The sequence below is a fragment of the Sphingobacterium nematocida genome (assembly GCF_900168125.1).
Taxonomy (GTDB): Bacteria; Bacteroidota; Bacteroidia; order Sphingobacteriales; family Sphingobacteriaceae; genus Sphingobacterium; species Sphingobacterium nematocida.
In genome coordinates, this window is sequence record NZ_FUZF01000008.1 from 153,690 (window position 1) to 173,303 (window position 19,614).

A 19,614-nucleotide genomic window follows, 5' to 3' on the forward strand; every position below is an offset into this window, starting at 1 on the left:
TTGTCGAGTATTGGCGTGTTTACATAAAATATGCTTAAAATTGTGCTTTCTAATTTTTTGAATTGACAAAGGGACAGCGAAAATATATTAATTACGGCATCAAGTTCGGCATTGTTGGTCTAGCGATATGGTTTATTATTAGCAAGGTCAATAACCAACAAAATCTGTTTGAGTTTACATCATTGTTGAAGAGTATACCTACCGAAACAATGTATATCACACTTTCGGTGGTTGTTTTTCTTATGTTGTGCAATTGGTTTTTAGAGGTGGTGAAATGGCGGTATTTAAGTCAAGGGTTAGAACAATTAAGTTATTGGAAGGCAATTCAATCGGTATTTTGCGGACTGACCTGGGCTATATTCACCCCAAATAGAATAGGCGAGTATGGTGGACGAGTATTATTGCTACAGCCTCAAAATCGTGCACGAGGAGCTGTGTTGATGGGGGTAGGGCTCTTTGCTCAATTGGTTTTGACCAGTTTTTTTGGGGCGCTGAGTATTGCATGGTTTATTACCGTTTTTATAGACACTCCCACTTCAGTAATCTTTTCGATATGGATGATTGCCATAATTTATGCGTTTGCGTTTCTTTTGTTGTATTTCAACGTACACTGGGTCGATCAGCTCGTGGCTCGCGTGAAGTGGTTGCGTAAGGTGAGTCCATTCTTTTCGATACTCAAAGATGTTAGTTCCAAGGATCTTCTTTATGTTCTACTTCTTTCTCTGGCAAGGTTTATTATTTTTACCTCGCAATATGTAATACTGATGGTCGTCATTTTGCCCGAAATACCACTGGTATCTATGATTTTAATGATTTTTATTCTTTTCTTTGTGCAAGCAGCTGTACCGTCATTGGATATATTTGACTTCAGTGTTCGTAGTTTTGTTGCTAGCAATCTCTATAGTTATGTCACCACACAAGAAATCGCGGTTATGGCTATCGTTTCTTGTATCTGGTTTGTTAACTTGATTTTGCCCGCTATTATTGGTTCTTTTTTTGTACTGAATGTTAATTATTTAAGTGATAATAATTCTTAATTCCGCTCTCGTTTTTTGTGCTATAATTTACGTCTCTCTCGTCCTTTACATGCGTAAAGGTTGGTCGCGCATCCCTTATTTTGAACAGAATAAAATAATTCAAGAAAAAATTTCTGTGCTGATTGCAGCACGAAATGAAGAGGAAAATATCGCACGGACTATAGAGTGTGTATTAAGTCAAGATTTTCCAACAGAAAGTTTAGAACTTATTATTGTAGATGATCACTCCATTGATAGGACTGCCGATATCGTACGTTCATATTCGGATAGAGGAGTTAAGCTTTTGCAACTTTCTGTTGGGGATAAGTTGAATTCCTACAAAAAGTATGCGATTACCAAAGCTATCGAGATGTCTACCGGCGATATCATCGTGACGACAGATGCAGATTGTCGGATGGGTAAAAACTGGTTGAAAACCATAGCGCAGTATTTTGAGACGAATAAGAGCTACTTGGTATCATCGCCAGTGATGTATTCTGAAGAAAAGACGCATTTTGAAGAATTACAGACATTAGAATTTATGTACCTTATTGGTTTGGGTGCAGCAGGTATAGGTAATGGCTCTCCAACAACCTGTAATGGGGCAAATCTTGCTTACAAAAAAGCCGTTTTCTATGAAATGGACGGATTTAAAGGCATTGAGAATCTGGCTTCGGGTGATGATGAACTTTTCTTGCACAAAGTGGCTGCAAAGTATGCCGACCGTATAGGATTTTGCAAATCTACAGAAGCAATTGTATATACCGATGCTAAACCTGATTTAAAGTCCTTCATTAGTCAACGTAAGCGTTGGGCTTCAAAGAGCACTAAATACAAAGATAAGAAGGTTGTAGCCCTTGGTGTGAGTATTTGGGCATTCAATTTAGCCCTTTTGGTATCATTGTTTGCTTTTTTCTTACGGTTGCCCGAATTTAATTGGATTTTGCTGACAGCTTTTGGGCTAAAGATTATTGTCGAATTTATTTTTATGGCACCAATAACCTCATTTATGAAGCGAAGGGATCTCTTAAAGTATGTGCCTATCTTATCTATTGTGCATAGTTTCTATATCGTATATATCGGTATCGCAGGTAATACTGGTAAATACGATTGGAAAGGGAGACAGGTAAATTAATTTTCTACTTTTTCCCTTATCCTATCTTCCGCCTTTTTAACAATTTCTTCTGCTGTTAATCCCTCTGTTTGGATAGGCGCTAACACCTCCCAAGACATGTTAGTGAATGGTTGCAGCGGAAACATGCCGTATTGAACCATTTGATAAGAACCTTTAATAGCTATCGGTACAATTAATGCATTTGGATTTTTCTTTAATAACGTAGCAATTCCACCGACAGAAAAGCTTTTCATTTTACCGGTCTTGGTACGGGTTCCCTCTGGGAATATCACGGCTGACCAATTCTTTTGCTTCATATTGTTCGCCAGCTTTAATATTTCAGAAATCGACTGTTTGGAATCTTTTCTGTCGATATTGGCAGCACCTCCATGAAGCAAGTTGAAGGAAATACTCGGAATTCCAGCCTGGGCAAGTTCGATTTTTGAAATAAACTTAGCATGATATTCCCTCAAATGATATATCATCGCCGGTATATCGAACATACTCTGATGATTTGCTACGAAGATAATCGGTACTCCTTTAGGTAGTTTCTCCTGTCCGGTGAATCGTACACTATTAAACAATGTATAATTGCAGGCTGTCAGGAAAAAGTTCAAAATATCAACACTCTTTTTATGGGCGGAATAACCACCGATCTTAAGGCATAGCCATTGAATTGGATGGAAGATTAAAAGTAATACTGAAAAACAGATATAGAAAATAGGTGTGAGGAAATATCCAATAATTTTTTTCATACAAAAAGTAAAGCAGCAAACTTAGATAAATTACAGCTTATATGCAATAATCAAAAGACTCTAATTAACTAGTTTACTTGATGATTGTTGATGTAAATGTTTAAAATGTCAAATAAAACTTTAATTATATTAAGTATTGTATTGATAATGTTTATATATTTGTTCTTAATGTTCATTGTTTAATACAATTTATTAATATGAAATTACCTATACGATGTCCAAGTTGTGAAGACAAGTTACAAGTTGCGAACCTCCATTGTTCCAATTGTGGTACGACAGTTTCAGGTGCTTACGAGCTACCTGTATTCATGCAGTTGGATGCTGAGGAGCAGGGGTTTGTTTTGGAGTTTCTGCTCAGTTCCGGTAGTATCAAAGATATGGCCAGTAAGCTTGGTAAAAGTTATCCTACAGTCCGAAATAGACTGGATGATTTAATATTAAAAATAAAAGCATTTCAAGATGAAAAATAAAGTTGAAACATTTAAGGAGAAGCAAAGTTTTTTGACACGTTGGTTAATGATTCTGCTTTCTTTCGTCATGTTATATATTGCTTACGATGCCTATCAACAGTATCAAACAACTGGAATAAAGGGATTATCTGTGGGGCTATGTATTATGTTACCTGTCTTTTTGTTTTTTATGTTTAGTCAGCTTTGTACAACAATAGACGATGAAGGCATTACGATTACTTTTATTCCATTCGCATGGCGCAGACGTTGGTATTGGAGTAGTATGGCAAAAGTCTATGTTCGGAGATATGATTGGATGGAATTTGGCGGTTGGGGGTATCGATTGGGCAATGGTGGAATAGCATACAGCACAAAAGGAAGATACGGGATCCAGTTAGAACTTAAGAATGGACGAAAAATCTTGATTGGTACACAAAAGCCCGAAGAAGTAGAAAAATTATTGCCTAAAATAAATGAAAATGACTAAAACTGTATTAAATCCCTTTGAAAATTTTACGGAAATAAAGCTCCTCTTGGTCAGTTTGTTTGGTTTTTTGTTGGCTTGGCTTGCAACGTACTACAGCGATACCATGTTGCTGGGCTCGTTAAAAGTAATCAACGTAAAACCAAAAGAGTGGTATATCGCTTTGTATAACCTTTCGATCACCATTGTAATAAATACATTGACGCTATATTTTTTTGCGCTACTTCGCTACCGGAAAACACGTTTGATCGATGTGTTCAATGCAGTAGGTATAGCGCATTTAGCGATGTATCTGTTGCTTGTTGTAAGTGCGATTCCCAGTGTAACTGATTTTTTGAAATCAATGGAGTTTTTAGTTTTAGATCATATGGATAATCCCGCTTCTCTACCCAAAGATAAAATACTATTGATGCTTGTTTTTGGCGTGTTCTCTATAGGGTGTTTGGTGCTTTTTTTTACGATACTCGTTAAGGGAATGAAAATTGCAATAAATAGTAAAAAAGGGTCGGATACTATCGCGATAGTTTTGTTAATCCTGATTTGGAATACCGTATTACAGTTTTTAAATATATATCAATAAGTTAATGAAGGGATTTGTTATTTTATGCATTCTGTTTTTCCAGTCTTGTATAGGTTTTTCGCAGACTTATGAAGGGAGTTGGCAAGGAGATCTGCGTTTTGGGAGTGCCACACTACCTTTTATTTTGAATCTACATCAGTCTGATGGCCAGTGGAAGGTGACAGCAGATAGTCCCAAACAGGGAGTTAGCGGAATTTCTGGCGATATCAATGTCAAGGGGGATTCGCTATTTGTTCGTTTACAAGGTGGGATAAAGGTTATAGGCCGATTGTTGGGATCTGATAGCATTAAAGCTACTTTTGCCCAAAATGGAGTTGAATTACCCCTTACTCTTGTTCGAAAAAATGGGACAACTAAAACTTTAAAAGCATTGAAGCGCCCACAAGAGCCCATACCTCCTTACAGCTATGATACATTGGATGTTGAATTTAAAAATGATTATGATAAAATAACACTGGCCGGTACGCTGACTTTGCCGAAGAAAGCTGGACGTTATCCTGCGGTTGTGTTGTTGACAGGATCGGGACCCCAAAACAGAAATGAAGCACTTTTTGGACACGAACCATTCAAAGTGTTGGCCGATTATTTAACAAAACAGGGGATTGTAGTATTGCGTTATGACGATCGCGGAGTAGGGAAGAGTACAGGTCTATTTGAAACAAGCACGATCGAAAATTTTAGTAAAGATGCTATTGCTGCACTAGCATTTTTGAAAAAGCAAAAGCAGGTTGATGCCCGAAAGATTGGCGTCATAGGGCATAGTGAGGGGGGATTGATCGCAGAATTGCTTGCTGGACAAGGCTTGCCTGATTTATCTTTTATTGTATCCTTAGCAGGGCCAGCTATTGCTATCAATGATCTTATGGTTGCACAACTGTATGCGATAGGAAAGGCGAATGGAATGTCCGATTTTAACCTAGAAGTAGCTAAGCAAATCAATGTAAAGAACTTTGAGGTGGTGAAGGGAGCTTTAGATACAAAAACTGCCTATGAGACATTAATGAAGAATTTGGGTATTACCTCTGAAAATAAACAAAATGCCCAAATGCGCACAGAATTAATGACTATGTTGGCCCCTGCTTATCGTTATTTTCTGCGTATAGAACCCGAAAAATATATACGTAAAATTAATGTGCCGGTTTTTGCGGCCTTTGGGTCTTTGGATGTTCAGGTACCTGCTGACATTAATCTAAAAAGTCTGTTTGATCTCTTGCCTAAGAACAAGAAAAATATATTGAAAGAGTACGACGGGTTGAATCATCTGTTTCAAAAAGCTAAAACGGGGCGTGTGGATGAATATGTTGAGATAGAAGAAACGATGAATATACAGGTATTGCAGGATATAGCAGTGTGGATAAAACGTTTATAAAACTTTCATGATGCCTCTAGATCACCAACAGGCATGAAAGTTCTTGATGTCCATTAAATACGAACACTTTCAGAAAAAAAAGGAGCTTTTAAAGCTCCTTTTTATGGTGTTGTATTTGCTACCGGGAGTATTTTTCCATTATAGTATTTTGCGCCATTTTGGGCAAATTCAGCTACATAGCGTCCCATTTCAAAAGCTAAGGTTCCTGCTTCAGCATCAGGGAAGGCTGCTTCAAACATCTCCGTTTGTGAAGAACCCAATGCAAGACAATTAACCTTAATTCCTTTTTCTTTAAACTCTTCTGCAAGACACTCTGTCAATACTGCGAGTGCTGCTTTGCTGCTAGAATAAGCGCTCAAGCCTGGGAATTTTGCAGATCCTTGAAAACCACCCATGCTACTGATATTTACAATATGCCCCCCATCGGTCATCAAAGGGACAACATGTTTGATCATATTTATATGACCCAATAAATTGCTCTGCAGCATTTGTGCAAAGTCTTCGGCAGAACTCTCTAAAAATGGTTTGTTAATTAATGCACCAGCATTATTGATTAGTATGTCGACTTTTTCAAACTTCGATTTTATAAACGGAACCAAAGACTCGGAGTAATTATCATACACAATGTCAAATTGTGCAGGATATAGTTTCCCCCCATCGTGATTTAAAGACGAAGCAATTTCATGCAGCTTACGTAATTTATCTGCAGATCGAGCCAGCGCGATTACATTATTTTCTTTTTTTGCAGTGAGGTCTAGTACCGCTTCAAAGCCGATACCACTACTGGCACCTGTAATTATAATATTTGCCATTATGCGTTTTCTTCTAAAGTTTCTTTGTCAATTTCTTTTTCCACTTCCGCTGCAGAAGGTAGCCTGTCTTCGCCCAAAGAACTTGGTTTGAATATAAAATATATGCCAGGAAGAGATGAGACAAGTGATATAACATAGAAAATCAAACTTACTGTTATTGCCAATTGATCGTCTATCTGAATATATTTAGCAGCTGTAGCGGCAAATGCTTCGCGAATTCCGATTGCTCCACCAATGGATGGAATAATCGCGACAATCGATGAAACCAAAAATATGAGTAAATAGGGAGAGAATTTTTCGTCATGGCCCAGTGCGTATAGGATACAGATCGCACTCAATACCTGAAATCCTTGTACCATCAATGCTTTGAAATGCGTTTGCATAAATCGCTGGGCAAAAGGTCTGAAAAAGAGATAAAGTATGTACAGATAGGATATGCTTCCTACTGCGGCAGCAGTTATTGTTACCGTATTTGGGATTGCGAGACGGGGCATGAATACAACTAAAGTACAGGAAACAATCGCCATGGCCCATAGACCACTTAGCCGGTCAAAAAAGACAGCACTAAGCAAGCTTCGTCCTGAAAAAGAGTATTTTTTTTTCAGAAAGTAAACTTTGTATGCGTCTCCACCAACACCTCCGGGGAGAAAGAAATTGTATATTAAGCCTAGAGAATATAACTTGAGGTTATAGTATTCGGAAAGTTTCAACCCAATCGTTTTAAAAAAGCTATTTAATCGCGAAGAAGCGGTGATTAAGGACAGAACGTAACAGCAAAGCGCCAAAAAAAGGAATAGCCAATTTGAATCTGATAAAGTATCTCTTAACTGTTCAAAATCAATTTTTTGGGCTACCCAATACAGTGCACCTAGTGTTACAATGACTTTGAATATATTTTTTACAACATTTAGTGTTGTTTTTTTCTTCATGCTAATTTAACTTTTAGTAGCCCACAAAAGTACGTATCATATTCATACGTATTAAATTATTTATGAATGTTCGTTTTCATTTGTATAAATGAGCTCGCTTCACTCGGTTTGATTTTCAATGGTCAAAGTCTTGTACCGACTCGTATGGATATTTCTTCATACTATGGGATATATCCTTGAGTACAATAAAATAAGATAGACTATTAAAAAGATACAGGAAAGTGAAAATAGCCAATTGACATCACCATGTATAAATTTGTGTTTCAAGACGAGGAATAGAAGCACAAATACGATTATAAACAATACAATTGGGAATGCTATAGACCACATGTTCTCAAAATGTACAGTAGAAGCCATTTGTTCTCCCTTTGCAAAATAGAGATAAATGGAAAATGCCAAGATGATAATAAGTAGACGAACTAAAGTTTTAGCTACTATTCTACTTATGGTATGATTTTTGGATGCCATCGCTGATTAAGATATCAAGTTTTATATCTTTGCAAATATACATCATAGATTACTTAATAATTATATTATGCGTAAACGTATTCTTTCCCTGTTATCACTTTTTACGGTGATTATGTTGATCACATCATGTGGAGCTCAGAAAAAAGGAGCATCCAATGTCAACAATGGTTCTTCTACCGCTGCTGCGACTGGGCCATCTGCTTCGCAATGGCGCTCGGGAGTTAAGGGGACCTGGGTTTTAAATTCGGTGACTCGTCAAGATATACCAGATTCATATACGATCAAAAATATTTTCGACGAAGCTCCTGTTGAATGTTTTATCGGCAGTGTGTGGCATTTGCCGGGGGGTAATTACAGAGGAAGTATATCATTTAATTCATCAGGTACACTGTGTGCAGATGGTGCTGTCCGTACTATTATCTGGTCTATCTATGATCCAGGAAAAATGGGGGGTGAACCAGAATTTCAGTTCAAAAAGTTGTACGCAGGTGATAAGGCTGCAAACGTGACAAGTGGATATAGATTAGGTTTATCTTTTGCAGACCAAGAATCGATGGTGTTGAAAATGCCAATTCCTTTGGATAACGGTTCAAAAGGACATCTTGTTTTTAATTTTTCAAAAAGAGCAGATTAACCAATATAAAATAAAAGGCATGATGATCCACCAATTGGTGGATCATCATGCCTTTTATTTTATCAGCGATTTACTTATCGCCTGTAGAATATCTTCGATAATGTCTTCTTTGTCTTCGAGTCCAACAGAGAGACGGATAGTACCAGGTTTAATCCCTAAATTCTCGCGTTCTGCTTCTGTTAGTTTAGAATGTGTTGTTGAGCCAGGGTGTGTCGCAATGGTCCTGGAGTCGCCTAAGTTCGACGTGTACAAGATCATTTCCAAAGCGTCAATAAATTTAAAGGCACGTTCTTTGCCTCCCTTCACTTCAAAAGTGACGATACCGCCACCTGCTTTCATCTGTTTTTGTGCCAATGTGTATTGAGGGTGAGATGGCAGAAATGGATACTTTACCGTTTCTATTTCAGGGTGCTTTTCCAGAACCTCCGCTACAGCCAATGCATTAGAACAATGTCTATCCATACGGAGACCTAAGGTTTCCAGACTTTTGGACAATACCCATGCATTGAAAGGCGACATTGCTGGTCCTGTGTGACGGATAAAGAACATGAGTTTATTCATTAACGTCGTGTTTCCAACAATTACCCCGCCTAATACGCGTCCTTGTCCATCCATGTATTTGGTTGCTGAATGTATGGAGAGATCAAAACCATATTTTAAGGGTTTTTGAAGATACGGCGTGGCAAAGCAATTATCTATCGAGAAAATGATATTTGGATACTTTGCTTTTAGTCTGCCTAGTTGTTCTAAGTCATATAACTCGAGCCCTGGGTTAGAAGGTGATTCCAGGAAAAGTATTTTTGTGTTGGGTTGTATTGCATTTTCCCATGCGCTAATGTCTGCACTATCTACATAAGTTGTTGTAACTCCCCATCTTGGTAATAGTTGGGTTAATAACTGATGTGTGGAACCAAAAATCGCCCGGCTGGATACAATATGATCGCCATTTTCAACGAATGCTGCAAAGGACGCAAAAACGGCAGCCATGCCCGAAGAAAAAGCTAATCCGGATTCCGCAGACTCTAGAGCACATACTCTATTAATAAATTCGGATGTATTAGGATTAGCATAACGAGAGTAGACCATTCCTTCTTCTTCTTCTGCAAAAATAGCCCGACCCTGTTCTGCACTGTCAAATATAAAGCTTGAGGTCAAATAAAGAGGGACAGAATGCTCTCTTGTAGAAGAACGAGGTGCCTGTTCTCTAATTATTCGGGATTGATCTTTTTTCATCCGTATACAATTATTTTTATTTTTTTATAAAAATAAAACCTATTTACTGCTTATACAAAAAAAAGCTACCTTTTTGGTAGCTTTTTTTGTCATTTTCTATTAGGGTACATATTTCGCTCGACAATTCTAACGGTGCAGGTCGAAACGATCCAGTTCCATCACCTTATTCCATGCTTTCACAAAATCTTGTACAAATTTTTCTTTAGCATCGGCACTGCCATATACTTCGGCAACAGCTCTTAGTTCAGCATTCGAACCAAAAACAAGGTCCGCCCTGCCTGCTTCCCATTTTTTAGCTCCAGATCTACGATCTGACCCTTCAAAAACTTCCCGATCTGGAGAAATTGCTTTCCATACTGTTCCCATATCCAATAGGTTAACAAAAAAATCATTGGTCAATTGACCGGGACGATCAGTCATCACACCTAATTGAGAGCCGTCAAAATTCGCTTGAAGCACACGCAGACCTCCTATCAATACCGTTAACTCGGGAACTGATAAAGTTAACAGCTGTGCTTTGTCTATCAATAATGCTTCTGTAGAAACGGTATATACTCCCTTGCGATAATTTCTGAATCCATCTGCAATAGGCTCAAGATATCCCATAGATTCCACGTCAGTTTGCTCTTGAGTAGCATCCATACGTCCGGGACTGAATGGTACTTTGATCTCATGTCCAGCTGCTCGTGCAGCCTGCTCTATAGCAGTTGCCCCACCTAGAACGATTAGGTCAGCTAAAGATATCTTTTTCCCCCCTTGTTGACTTCTATTAAAGTTCTGTTGAATTTGTTCAAGCGCAGTGAGTACCTTCTGTAATTGTGACGGATTATTGACTTGCCAATAACGCTGAGGAGCCAAACGTATCCTTGCTCCATTTGCCCCGCCTCTCATGTCCGATCCGCGAAAAGTAGAAGCAGATGCCCATGAAGTACTTACCAGCTCAGCTATGCTGAGTCCAGCATTCAATATTTCAGATTTTAGCATAGCAATATCATCCGCATCGACCAAAGCATGATCTACAACAGGAATAGGATCTTGCCACAATAGTTCTTCAGTTGGAACCTCCGTGCCCAAATAACGTTCACGAGGACCCAAATCCCGATGTGTCAATTTAAACCAAGCGCGCGCAAATGCATCTGCAAATGCATCCTGATCCTCATAAAATTTACGTGAAATCTTTTGATAAATAGGATCAAAACGCAATGATAAGTCGGTTGTCAACATCGTTGGCCTACGTTTTTTGTCGGGATCGAAAGGATCTGGAATACTTGAATCAGCGCCTTTGGCAACCCACTGGTGTGCCCCCGCAGGACTCTTTGTCAATTCCCATTCATACTCAAAGAGGTTCTTAAAGAAAAGATTGGTCCATTCCGTAGGTTTTTGTGTCCAGATGACCTCCAGGCCGCTCGTGATCGCATCTGGCCCGACTCCACTACCGTAAGTACTCTGCCAACCAAGCCCCTGTTGCTCGATTCCTGCCGCTTCAGGTTCTTTTCCAACATTATCGGCAGGACCCGCTCCGTGCGTTTTCCCAAAAGTATGACCTCCAGCAATTAAAGCCACAGTTTCTTCATCATCCATGGCCATACGTCCAAATGTATCTCTGATGTCCTTTGCTGCAGCGATAGGATCAGGATTTCCATCCGGCCCCTCTGGGTTAACATAAATCAATCCCATCTGTACAGCTGCAAGCGGTTTTTCAAGGTTTCGTGAATGTTGTTTACCATCCGCGTCATCGTCTGCAGATAAAACACCATGTGATTCAACCACTCCTTCTGAACCATGAGCATAACGAATGTCGCCACCTAACCATGTTTTTTCAGAACCCCAATATACGTCCAATTCCGGTTCAAACGCGTCGACACGGCCACCTGAAAAACCAAAGGTTTTAAATCCCATAGATTCCAATGCAACATTACCCGTTAAGATCAATAAATCCGCCCAAGAAATGTTCTTGCCATATTTTTGTTTGATGGGCCACAATAAACGACGCGCTTTATCCAGACTTACATTATCAGGCCAGCTATTCAAAGGTGCAAAACGTTGCTGTCCAGAAACAGCTCCACCGCGGCCATCACTTACCCTATAGGTACCTGCGCTGTGCCAAGCCATTCGGATAAATAACGGACCATAATGCCCAAAATCTGCGGGCCACCAATCTTGTGAATCCGTCATCAATGCATGCAAATCTCTTTTTACAGCGCCCAAATCCAGATTTTTGAACGCTTCTGCATAATCAAACCCCTCATCCATTGGATTTGATTTGCTGGCATTTTGCCTCAACAGATCTACACGAAGCCTATTTGGCCACCAATCCTGGTTCTGAGTTCCTCCACCCGCAACGGCGTTGCGCATTGTCCCATTGTGAAATGGACATTTGCTAATGTCTTTTTCGTTATTGTCCATATGAAAAGAAAGTTTATTTATATAATACGTTAAATGGTCAAATTGTTTGATTACCATGTTCATAAAATTACACAAATACTATCCTTCATGTACATCGAATCATTCGATGTACTATAGTCAAAATCTATAAGGTTACATAGTAATAGATAATAAATAATATGTAGTATCTTTATGTATAAAACCTAAAACGATTAATTTGAGAACTAAAAACTTACTTCGATTACTACTATTAAGCCCACTGTTTTCTTTTGGGCAGAAAGCTCCGGATCCTTATGGGGCTTTACCTTCAGCCAGACAGTTGGCATGGCACGAGATGGAGATGTACTGTCTTATCCATTACACGCCTACAACTTTTCAAGATAAGGAATGGGGGTTCGGAGATGCTGATCCTAAGATTTTTAATCCCAGCCATTTTGATGCTAGCCAAATTGCCAGAGCAGCTGCATCAGCTGGTTTTAAGGGCTTAATCTCCGTAGCCAAACATCACGATGGATTCTGTCTTTGGCCTACAAAAACGAATACTTACAATATAGCGCAGTCGCCTTGGAAGGATGGAAAGGGAGACATGGTGAAGGAGTTTATGGAGGCGAGTCATGCTGAAGGCATGGCATTCGGGGTTTATTTGTCTGCCTGGGATAGAAATGACACGAGATATGGTACAGCAGCATATGCTGATGCATATAGGGCACAGCTGAATGAGCTGATGACAGGCTATGGCAGGTTATTTACTTCTTGGCACGATGGTGCTAACGGTGGTGATGGCTATTATGGAGGGAAAAGTGAGAAGCGAACGATAGATAGGACGACCTATTATGCCTGGGAAGAGAAAACATGGCCTATTGTACGCCGTTATCAACCTATGGCTATGATTTTCTCTGATATAGGTCCCGATATGCGTTGGGTAGGCAATGAACATGGTTTTGCGGCGGAGACATCCTGGGCCACCATTACGCCCAAAACAAAGGATGGCAGTAAACCTGTACCAGGACAACTGGACGACTCTAATCTACCTACAGGAGATCGTGGTGGCAAGTACTGGATTCCTGCCGAATGTGATGTGCCACAACGGCCAGGGTGGTTTTATCACAAAAATCAGGATATTAAAGTAAAAACTCCCACACAATTATTCGAAATATACCTAAAATCCGTAGGACGAGGTGCAAATATGAATTTAGGACTTGCACCTATGCCCGAGGGTATCTTGCATCCCAACGATGTACAGTCGTTAGCCGCATTTGGTAAGAAAATTGAAAAAACATTTGCTAATAATCTAACAAAAAATGCCAGAGCAACAGCATCTAGTAATAGAGGTAATTCATCCGAATTTGCCTTAAGCAATCTCTTTGATGATGATCGCTATAGCTATTATGCCCCTGAGGAGGCGGTGTTAAATCCAGTTATTGAAATTTCATTGCCGAAGACGGTAAGGTTCGATATCATTCGTTTGAGGGAGAATATTAAGCTTGGACAACGTTTAGATAGTGTTGTGGTCTCAGTATCCCATGGTAGTACTTGGCAACGATTGGCTTCGGCGACGAGTATTGGTGCCAATAGACTGATCAAGTTAGATCAGCCCATTGAGGCATCTAAAATAAGGATACAACTTTTCGCTCCAGTTGTGCCTACACTAAGTGATATTGGACTTTTTAAGGAGTACGAAGAGCCTTTTAGCTTTAGCGACTCTAATGCAGGGTTGAATAAATTAGGCAACTCTGCCCATACGCTTTTATCGAACTCGTTTCAAAAAGCTTTCGATGGGGATGTACGTAGTTTTACCTCTTTAAGGACCTGCAAGAGTGAGGTTGTGTTGCAGTTAAAGGAATCGATTCGCGCATTGGGATATGTGCCTCGGCAAGACGGGGCTAAAGAAGGAATGGTAACCAAGTATACCCTGTATCATAGTCAGGATGGTAAAAAATGGCAATTGTTAAAAACTGGAGAATTTTCGAATATAAAGGCCAATCCAACAGAGCAGATAATCATGTTTGACACTTTATTAAGTAGTCCATATCTAAAATTTGTGCCGAAGGAAACAATTGCCGGAACATTCACTGTGGCAGAATTTAATCTATATCAATAATGAAGAAGATTTGTGTAATAGGTGCAGTTTTATGCACCTTGTCTATGGTTTATGGACAGGATCTTAAAATGTGGTATGACAAGCCTGCTGCCAAGTGGGAAGAAGCCTTGCCTTTGGGAAATGGTCGAATAGGAATGATGCCTTATGGTGGTGTCAAAGATGAGCAAATTGTTCTCAATGAAATATCCATGTGGTCTGGTTCGCAACAGGATCCCAATAATTACGATGCTTACAAAAGTGTCGGGCAGATTCAGCAGTTGTTGTTTGAAGGAAAAAATGACGAGGCTGAAAAATTGGTGAATAAGAACTTTGTATGCAATGGTCAGGGTTCAGGTCATGGCAATGGAGCTACTGTTCCTTATGGATGCTTTCAGAACTTCGGTTTTTTGAATTTTCTTCATTTTATAGAAGGAGACTTTTCCAATTACAAACGCAGTTTGGATTTACGAACTGCAAAAGCCGAAACGAGCTTTGAAGCGAATGGGACTCGTTATTTACGGGAGTATTTCACTTCACAGGACAAGAATATTGGCATCGTGAGATTATCGGCTAGTAAGAAGAAGTCCATAGGTTTTGCGCTTCACTTTTACCGAGACAAAGATGTAAAAGACTATGAGCTACAGCCAGGTGAGATTACCGTTACAGGCCGACTTCCGAATGGTGTAGGAGGAGATGGACTCGAGTTTGTCGGTAAGATTAAGGTCGTAGCCAAAGGGGGGAAGCAGCAGTTGTATGACAATCAGATAATTATTAAAGAGGCGGACGAGGTGTTGATCTATTTTACAGCATCGACTAGTTATTATAGTAAATCACCCGATACCGATGTGTCGATTAACCTCGAGGACGCTGGACATTGGCGTTATAATAAGCTATTTGCCGAGCATCTGCGGGAGTATCAACGTACCTTTGGACGAGTCGAATTAACGCTGAAAGATCAGATTTCCAAAGCGAATCTACCTACTGATCAACGTATCAAAGACTTTTTCGAACACCCAGAAGAAGACAACGGTATGGCCGCATTGTATTATCAATTTGGACGATATTTAATGATTTCCAGTGCTGCGCCAAAACATGATAAGGCACTTCCTCCCAATTTACAGGGACTTTGGGCACATCAGATTCAGACACCCTGGAATGGTGATTATCACTTAAACATCAATGCGCAAATGAACCATTGGGGAGTAGAAGTCGGTAATCTTCCTGAATACCATAGGCCTTTTATCGAGCTGATTAAAAGAATAGCTAAGGAAGGAGAAAAAACGGCAAAGGCTTATTATAATGCACCTGGATGGGTGGTGTATATGATGACCAATATTTGGGGATATTCTGCTCCAGGAGAAAATGCTTCATGGGGAGCGAGTACAGCCTCAGGTTGGTTATGTAATCATTTATGGGAGCATTACCTTTTTAGTGGAGATGAAGACTATCTAAGAGAAATATACCCATTGTTAGCTGGAGCAGCGAAGTTCTATCAAGCGACCTTGGTCAAAGACCCGAAAACAGGATGGTTGGTTACTTCACCTTCTGTTTCTCCCGAGAATGGTTTTAGATTGACTAATGGTAAGACCGCTTCAGTCGTAATGGGACCTACCATCGACCATCAGATTGTAAGAGAACTATATGGAGCCGTGATTACTGCCGATTCTGTACTGGGGCTCCATGACCGTTTTGCTGGAACACTACGTACAGATCTTAAGCTCATTCCACCGGCTGTGCGTGTCAGTTCATCTGGTCGCGTTATGGAATGGTTAGAAGATTATAAGGAGATAGAGCCTACACATAGGCATGTGTCGCATTTGTATGGGTTGTACCCTGCGGCTTTTATTTCGCCAGTCACGACACCAGATTGGGCAACAGCAGCAAAAAAAACATTAGAGGTGCGGGGTGACGAAGGTACAGGTTGGTCCAGAGCATGGAAAATCCTTTTTTGGGCACGACTTCATGATGGCGACCATGCTTTAGAGATTTTAAGACAGCTACTAAAGCCGGCGTTCGGTGTAGGTACCACCTATCAGGGAGCTGGAGCAGGAACCTATCCCAACCTTTTTTGTGCACACCCACCTTTTCAGATCGATGGAAACTTTGGTGGTTCAGCAGGTATTTCAGAGATGTTGTTACAGAGTCACGATGGTTATATTCATTTACTTCCGGCTTTACCTACCGCATGGAAAGACGGACAGGTAAAAGGACTTCGTGCTCGAGGTAATAGAACTGTCGATATTACCTGGAAAAATGGAAAAGTGAGGTCATATAAAATTAGAGGACAGAAGGGGGAGAAAGTTCGAGTGGTTGTTGATGGTAGAGCTGAATCTGTAGTTTTGTAGCTTAAGTTTTTTTATTCAATTTTTTTTAAATATCTTGCTGTGATTTAACGGGCTGTTAATCACAGCTTTTTTTTAGAACTAATTATATAACACACAATGAAATGTCTATTTTTAAAAATAGGTAGGCTTTCATTTTTTTTCATCATTTTATTAGCTATTTATTCCTGTAAAAAAGATGGATCCGTAGATGAACAAAATGAAAATCTTCACCTTGTTAATTTCAAAGTATCAGGTTTTAACAGCTCTAAAGCCTCGTTTAAGGCTTCCGGTGTAAAAAATCAAACACAATCAAGCACGAAGCCCTCTAGTACAGGTGATTACGTCGAAGGGTATCTGTATTTTTGGTCATTTAATGCAGAGAATTTAGAGCCTGATATAGCTTATCAGAAAGAAGCCAAACCAAGTATAATTTCAAATGGTTCTAGCTCTTATGTTGCAGGTTATTCATTTGAGGAATATGAAGCAGGAAAATCGCTTTCCGTAAGAGGGGCCAATGAGGTGCTTATGAAACTTCCAATCAGAAATGTTGAGCTGATGACACAATTTGGATTTGATATGGGAAGTTCAGATACCGGTCCTAAAGATTTCGAATTGTATTATTCATTAGATGAAGGTAATACATATACACCGTTAGCGATGAATAATCAGTTTGGGAAGACTGGAGATGCCGCTCCTAAGAACACATATGTTTATCAACTTTCAGATAAAAATATTACGGGATCAAACCTATGGTTTAAGTTTATTCCTAGAGCAGGTATTCGTCGAGAAGGTGGAGCAGATTACAAGGAAAGTACAGCTACCTGGCGTTTTGATAATATCCGCCTTTTAGGTATGGCTCCATCTTCGCAAACAGGGAACTCCATCAATAAACTTCATTATTTTCTCTTTCATAAAGATAAGCCTGAAACTGTTGTTACTGGAAGTGTAGCTTATGAAGAAGCATCAAGCTTATCATTAAACCTTGTAAAAGGAAGTTACTCCATTTTCTTTGTCTCAAATGAATCGGGAAAAGACTTGTTATTTCCCGAGTCACCAACCCGATCAAACTTTTATATAGGGAATATATTTGCCAATTCAAATGCGGAGGTTTTCGGTTATGTCGGTAATCTTGAGGTGACAGGAGATATAGAAAATGAAATCAGGTTGCAGCGTTTATTCAGTCAGGTAAAGTTTGAGTTTACTGATGCTACAGATTTATCGGTGATAAAGAGAATTGGCATCAGTCAAAGACACGATCCGTTTTTCTTTGCACCATTTAATTCTCAATTAGCCAACCCTATTTTAGATCAGAGTGATGTGGAAATTGTAGCGGATTTTAATACGAACAAGCAATTGATTTTTAATCAGTTTATGGGAATCAGCAGTATGTCGGTTCCGCTGAAATACGAAGTTGTTTTATACGGTGCTACGGGGATATTACGCACTTTTCAAGTGGAGAGTACGCTGAAAAACAATATGCAACTTGTTTTTCGGGGCGATTTATTAAAGCAGTTAAACGTCGGTGGTAAGTTTCAGGTTTTTAAACATACGGATTGGGGAGGAGAGAAAGAAGAAGGTTTCTAAACAAAAAACATTTTTTTAAATCGAGGTTTGTTACTTACTTTTAGGTATCAAACTTTGATTTTAAATGCTTGTTCGATTACTTACTTTTACACTTTTGTTTGTTGGTGCGTCCTGGGCACCAGCACAGGCACAATATACGGTTCAGAACTTACCTAATCCCAAAGTACAGGGACAAAAACATTTTGTGAGTAATCCCGATGGCATATTGGAATATTATACCGTATCTCAATTGGATGATATTTCGCAAGGTATTGATAGTTTGACCAAAGCCGAGTATGCTATCGTGGTAGTCAATGACTACGTAGGAGATAGCGATTTTGAGTTCGCACTAGAACTGTTTAACAGTTGGGGGATAGGTAAGAAAGATGCAAATAATGGCTTGTTGTTGTTTATTGCGAAAGACAGACACGAATACCGCTTTATATCAGGTTATGGCATGGAAGGTATTTTTCCAGATGCTTATTTAAAGCGTGTGGGTGAAAAGTACCTGGTTCCAAATTTTCGGAACGAAGATTATGATCAAGGTATAATAGAAGCCTCGCAATTTATTGAACAGATATTGAAGTCATCAGATTCTATTGCAGAATTAGAACAACTGATGCCCGAGGCCAGCTCATTTTGGAGTTTTCGAAATCCAATCTTAGTAAATACGGTGTGGATGTTTTTATTGTTTACCGGTTTGTATCTGTATGTGCATTATATTTCTGGTCGTATATTAAAAGGTACTAAGAACAAACCGAAGCTTATTGCACCTATATTCTGGGGGATGGGCTGTATGTTACTGTTGATGTTTTTAACGCTTTTCATCTTTGTTTTTATTTTCAATAATCTCGAGGAGATTTACCAACGGAAGAATTTGCCCTACTTTGCATTTATTCTCCTAGCATTGATACTTGCGATGAAAATTACGAACGGGAGGACTAAAATTATCGAGAATTTTAAAGATGAAGAAGATCTACAGCGAGGCTTAAAAACTTATGTAAAATATTTAGTAATCCCGATGTTATTGACTCCATTAGCTTGGTTTGATTTATGGGGAATCTTGAACCGGTTTAGGCGTAATGTTGGACGATTCACACTGTAATCTTCCCTTAAAATAGCTACGATTATTAATGTAGTTTTATAATTTAGGGACAATGAAAAAAAGTAAGTTTAGCGAATCACAAATCATCAAGATTTTATCACAGCAGGAAGCTGGGCAATCGGTTTCGGATATCTGCCGAGAGCATGGTATTAGCCAAGGGACTTTCTATTCTTGGAAGAGCAAATATTCGGGTATGGAGGTTTCGCAGCTTAAGCAGTTGCGGGAAATGGAAAAAGAGTTGGCGCAATACAAAAGGATTGTTGCCGAGCAGACTTTACAGATTACGGTTTTAAAAGACGTTATCGAAAAAAAGC

The 19,614-nt window shown here is 39.4% G+C and carries 17 protein-coding genes; 12 read left to right on the plus strand and 5 right to left on the minus strand.

What is annotated here, in order from left to right; all coding sequences use genetic code 11:
- Nucleotides 1-62 precede the first annotated feature (62 nt).
- Nucleotides 63-1,037, plus strand: coding sequence for a lysylphosphatidylglycerol synthase domain-containing protein (locus B5X76_RS10620; RefSeq protein WP_079643092.1), 975 nt, complete (start codon nt 63-65; stop codon nt 1,035-1,037).
- 49 nt (nt 1,038-1,086) lie between these two features.
- Nucleotides 1,087-2,151: a glycosyltransferase family 2 protein gene (locus tag B5X76_RS10625; protein ID WP_079643093.1), complete on the plus strand. Its 1,065-nt coding sequence runs from the start codon at nt 1,087-1,089 to the stop codon at nt 2,149-2,151.
- Here B5X76_RS10625 and B5X76_RS10630 read toward each other — a convergent pair.
- Nucleotides 2,148-2,885 carry a lysophospholipid acyltransferase family protein gene (locus B5X76_RS10630; protein ID WP_079643094.1) on the minus strand — a complete coding sequence of 246 codons (738 nt, stop codon included), beginning with the start codon at nt 2,883-2,885 and terminating at the stop codon, nt 2,148-2,150. The genes B5X76_RS10625 and B5X76_RS10630 overlap by 4 nt on opposite strands.
- 197 nt (nt 2,886-3,082) lie before the next feature.
- On the opposite strand from B5X76_RS10630, the gene B5X76_RS10635 reads away from it, so the two are divergent.
- The 4 genes from B5X76_RS10635 to B5X76_RS10650 are packed head-to-tail and all read left to right on the plus strand — an operon-like array spanning nt 3,083 to nt 5,767.
- Nucleotides 3,083-3,355 (plus strand): DUF2089 family protein, encoded by a 273-nt coding sequence (locus tag B5X76_RS10635; protein WP_079643095.1) that lies wholly within the window; start codon nt 3,083-3,085, stop codon nt 3,353-3,355.
- Nucleotides 3,345-3,821, plus strand: coding sequence for a hypothetical protein (locus tag B5X76_RS10640; RefSeq protein WP_079643096.1), 477 nt, complete (start codon nt 3,345-3,347; stop codon nt 3,819-3,821). Before B5X76_RS10635 ends, B5X76_RS10640 begins: the two co-directional genes overlap by 11 nt.
- Nucleotides 3,814-4,398, plus strand: coding sequence for a hypothetical protein (locus B5X76_RS10645; RefSeq protein ID WP_139375271.1), 585 nt, complete (start codon nt 3,814-3,816; stop codon nt 4,396-4,398). The genes B5X76_RS10640 and B5X76_RS10645 overlap by 8 nt, the downstream gene beginning before the upstream one ends.
- Before the next feature lie 4 nt (nt 4,399-4,402).
- Complete coding sequence (locus B5X76_RS10650; RefSeq protein ID WP_079643098.1) at nt 4,403-5,767, plus strand: alpha/beta hydrolase family protein; 1,365 nt, start codon at nt 4,403-4,405, stop codon at nt 5,765-5,767.
- Nucleotides 5,768-5,868: 101 nt separating this feature from the next.
- On the opposite strand, the gene B5X76_RS10655 is transcribed toward B5X76_RS10650, so the two are convergent.
- The gene (locus B5X76_RS10655) at nt 5,869-6,579 is read right to left on the minus strand and encodes an SDR family NAD(P)-dependent oxidoreductase (RefSeq protein ID WP_079643099.1); all 711 of its coding nucleotides are present in this window, start codon (nt 6,577-6,579) and stop codon (nt 5,869-5,871) included.
- Entirely contained in the window at nt 6,579-7,508 is a 930-nt protein-coding gene (locus tag B5X76_RS10660; protein WP_079643100.1) for a lysylphosphatidylglycerol synthase transmembrane domain-containing protein, read from the minus strand. The genes B5X76_RS10655 and B5X76_RS10660 overlap by 1 nt, the downstream gene beginning before the upstream one ends.
- Before the next feature lie 535 nt (nt 7,509-8,043).
- Here B5X76_RS10660 and B5X76_RS10670 point away from each other — a divergent pair.
- A complete protein-coding gene (locus tag B5X76_RS10670) occupies nt 8,044-8,610 on the plus strand; it encodes a hypothetical protein (protein ID WP_079643102.1) in 567 nt (188 codons plus the stop codon).
- 54 nt (nt 8,611-8,664) lie between these two features.
- On the opposite strand, the gene B5X76_RS10675 is transcribed toward B5X76_RS10670, so the two are convergent.
- Nucleotides 8,665-9,843 carry a trans-sulfuration enzyme family protein gene (locus tag B5X76_RS10675; RefSeq protein WP_079643103.1) on the minus strand — a complete coding sequence of 393 codons (1,179 nt, stop codon included), beginning with the start codon at nt 9,841-9,843 and terminating at the stop codon, nt 8,665-8,667.
- Nucleotides 9,844-9,969: 126 nt separating this feature from the next.
- Complete coding sequence (gene katG / locus B5X76_RS10680; RefSeq protein WP_079643115.1) at nt 9,970-12,249, minus strand: catalase/peroxidase HPI; 2,280 nt, start codon at nt 12,247-12,249, stop codon at nt 9,970-9,972.
- Between the two features lie 196 nt (nt 12,250-12,445).
- On the opposite strand from katG, the gene B5X76_RS10685 reads away from it, so the two are divergent.
- From B5X76_RS10685 to tnpA, 5 genes are all read left to right on the plus strand, one after another.
- Nucleotides 12,446-14,329 carry an alpha-L-fucosidase gene (locus B5X76_RS10685; protein ID WP_079643104.1) on the plus strand — a complete coding sequence of 628 codons (1,884 nt, stop codon included), beginning with the start codon at nt 12,446-12,448 and terminating at the stop codon, nt 14,327-14,329.
- The gene (locus tag B5X76_RS10690; protein WP_079643105.1) at nt 14,329-16,653 is read left to right on the plus strand and encodes a glycoside hydrolase family 95 protein; all 2,325 of its coding nucleotides are present in this window, start codon (nt 14,329-14,331) and stop codon (nt 16,651-16,653) included. Before B5X76_RS10685 ends, B5X76_RS10690 begins: the two co-directional genes overlap by 1 nt.
- Before the next feature lie 96 nt (nt 16,654-16,749).
- Nucleotides 16,750-18,216, plus strand: a complete 1,467-nt coding sequence (locus tag B5X76_RS10695; protein ID WP_079643106.1) for a hypothetical protein — start codon at nt 16,750-16,752, stop codon at nt 18,214-18,216.
- 64 nt (nt 18,217-18,280) lie between these two features.
- Nucleotides 18,281-19,300 carry a TPM domain-containing protein gene (locus B5X76_RS10700; protein ID WP_079643107.1) on the plus strand — a complete coding sequence of 340 codons (1,020 nt, stop codon included), beginning with the start codon at nt 18,281-18,283 and terminating at the stop codon, nt 19,298-19,300.
- A gap of 52 nt (nt 19,301-19,352) precedes the next feature.
- A partial coding sequence (gene tnpA / locus B5X76_RS10705) for an IS66 family insertion sequence element accessory protein TnpA (RefSeq protein WP_079643108.1) occupies nt 19,353-19,614 on the plus strand: 262 nt, incomplete at its 3' end.

Bases quoted from the DNA above. Each gene is read 5' to 3' on its own strand.
- B5X76_RS10700 (WP_079643107.1), top strand. From the start codon at position 18,281: ATGCTTGTTCGATTACTTACTTTTACACTTTTGTTTGTTGGTGCGTCC.
- B5X76_RS10655 (WP_079643099.1), bottom strand. From the start codon at position 6,579: ATGGCAAATATTATAATTACAGGTGCCAGTAGTGGTATCGGCTTTGAA.
- B5X76_RS10640 (WP_079643096.1), top strand. From the start codon at position 3,345: ATGAAAAATAAAGTTGAAACATTTAAGGAGAAGCAAAGTTTTTTGACA.
- B5X76_RS10690 (WP_079643105.1), top strand. From the start codon at position 14,329: ATGAAGAAGATTTGTGTAATAGGTGCAGTTTTATGCACCTTGTCTATG.
- B5X76_RS10675 (WP_079643103.1), bottom strand. From the start codon at position 9,843: ATGAAAAAAGATCAATCCCGAATAATTAGAGAACAGGCACCTCGTTCT.
- B5X76_RS10670 (WP_079643102.1), top strand. From the start codon at position 8,044: ATGCGTAAACGTATTCTTTCCCTGTTATCACTTTTTACGGTGATTATG.
- B5X76_RS10660 (WP_079643100.1), bottom strand. From the start codon at position 7,508: ATGAAGAAAAAAACAACACTAAATGTTGTAAAAAATATATTCAAAGTC.
- katG (WP_079643115.1), bottom strand. From the start codon at position 12,249: ATGGACAATAACGAAAAAGACATTAGCAAATGTCCATTTCACAATGGG.
- B5X76_RS10635 (WP_079643095.1), top strand. From the start codon at position 3,083: ATGAAATTACCTATACGATGTCCAAGTTGTGAAGACAAGTTACAAGTT.
- B5X76_RS10630 (WP_079643094.1), bottom strand. From the start codon at position 2,885: ATGAAAAAAATTATTGGATATTTCCTCACACCTATTTTCTATATCTGT.
- B5X76_RS10695 (WP_079643106.1), top strand. From the start codon at position 16,750: ATGAAATGTCTATTTTTAAAAATAGGTAGGCTTTCATTTTTTTTCATC.
- B5X76_RS10625 (WP_079643093.1), top strand. From the start codon at position 1,087: ATGCGTAAAGGTTGGTCGCGCATCCCTTATTTTGAACAGAATAAAATA.
- B5X76_RS10650 (WP_079643098.1), top strand. From the start codon at position 4,403: ATGAAGGGATTTGTTATTTTATGCATTCTGTTTTTCCAGTCTTGTATA.
- B5X76_RS10645 (WP_139375271.1), top strand. From the start codon at position 3,814: ATGACTAAAACTGTATTAAATCCCTTTGAAAATTTTACGGAAATAAAG.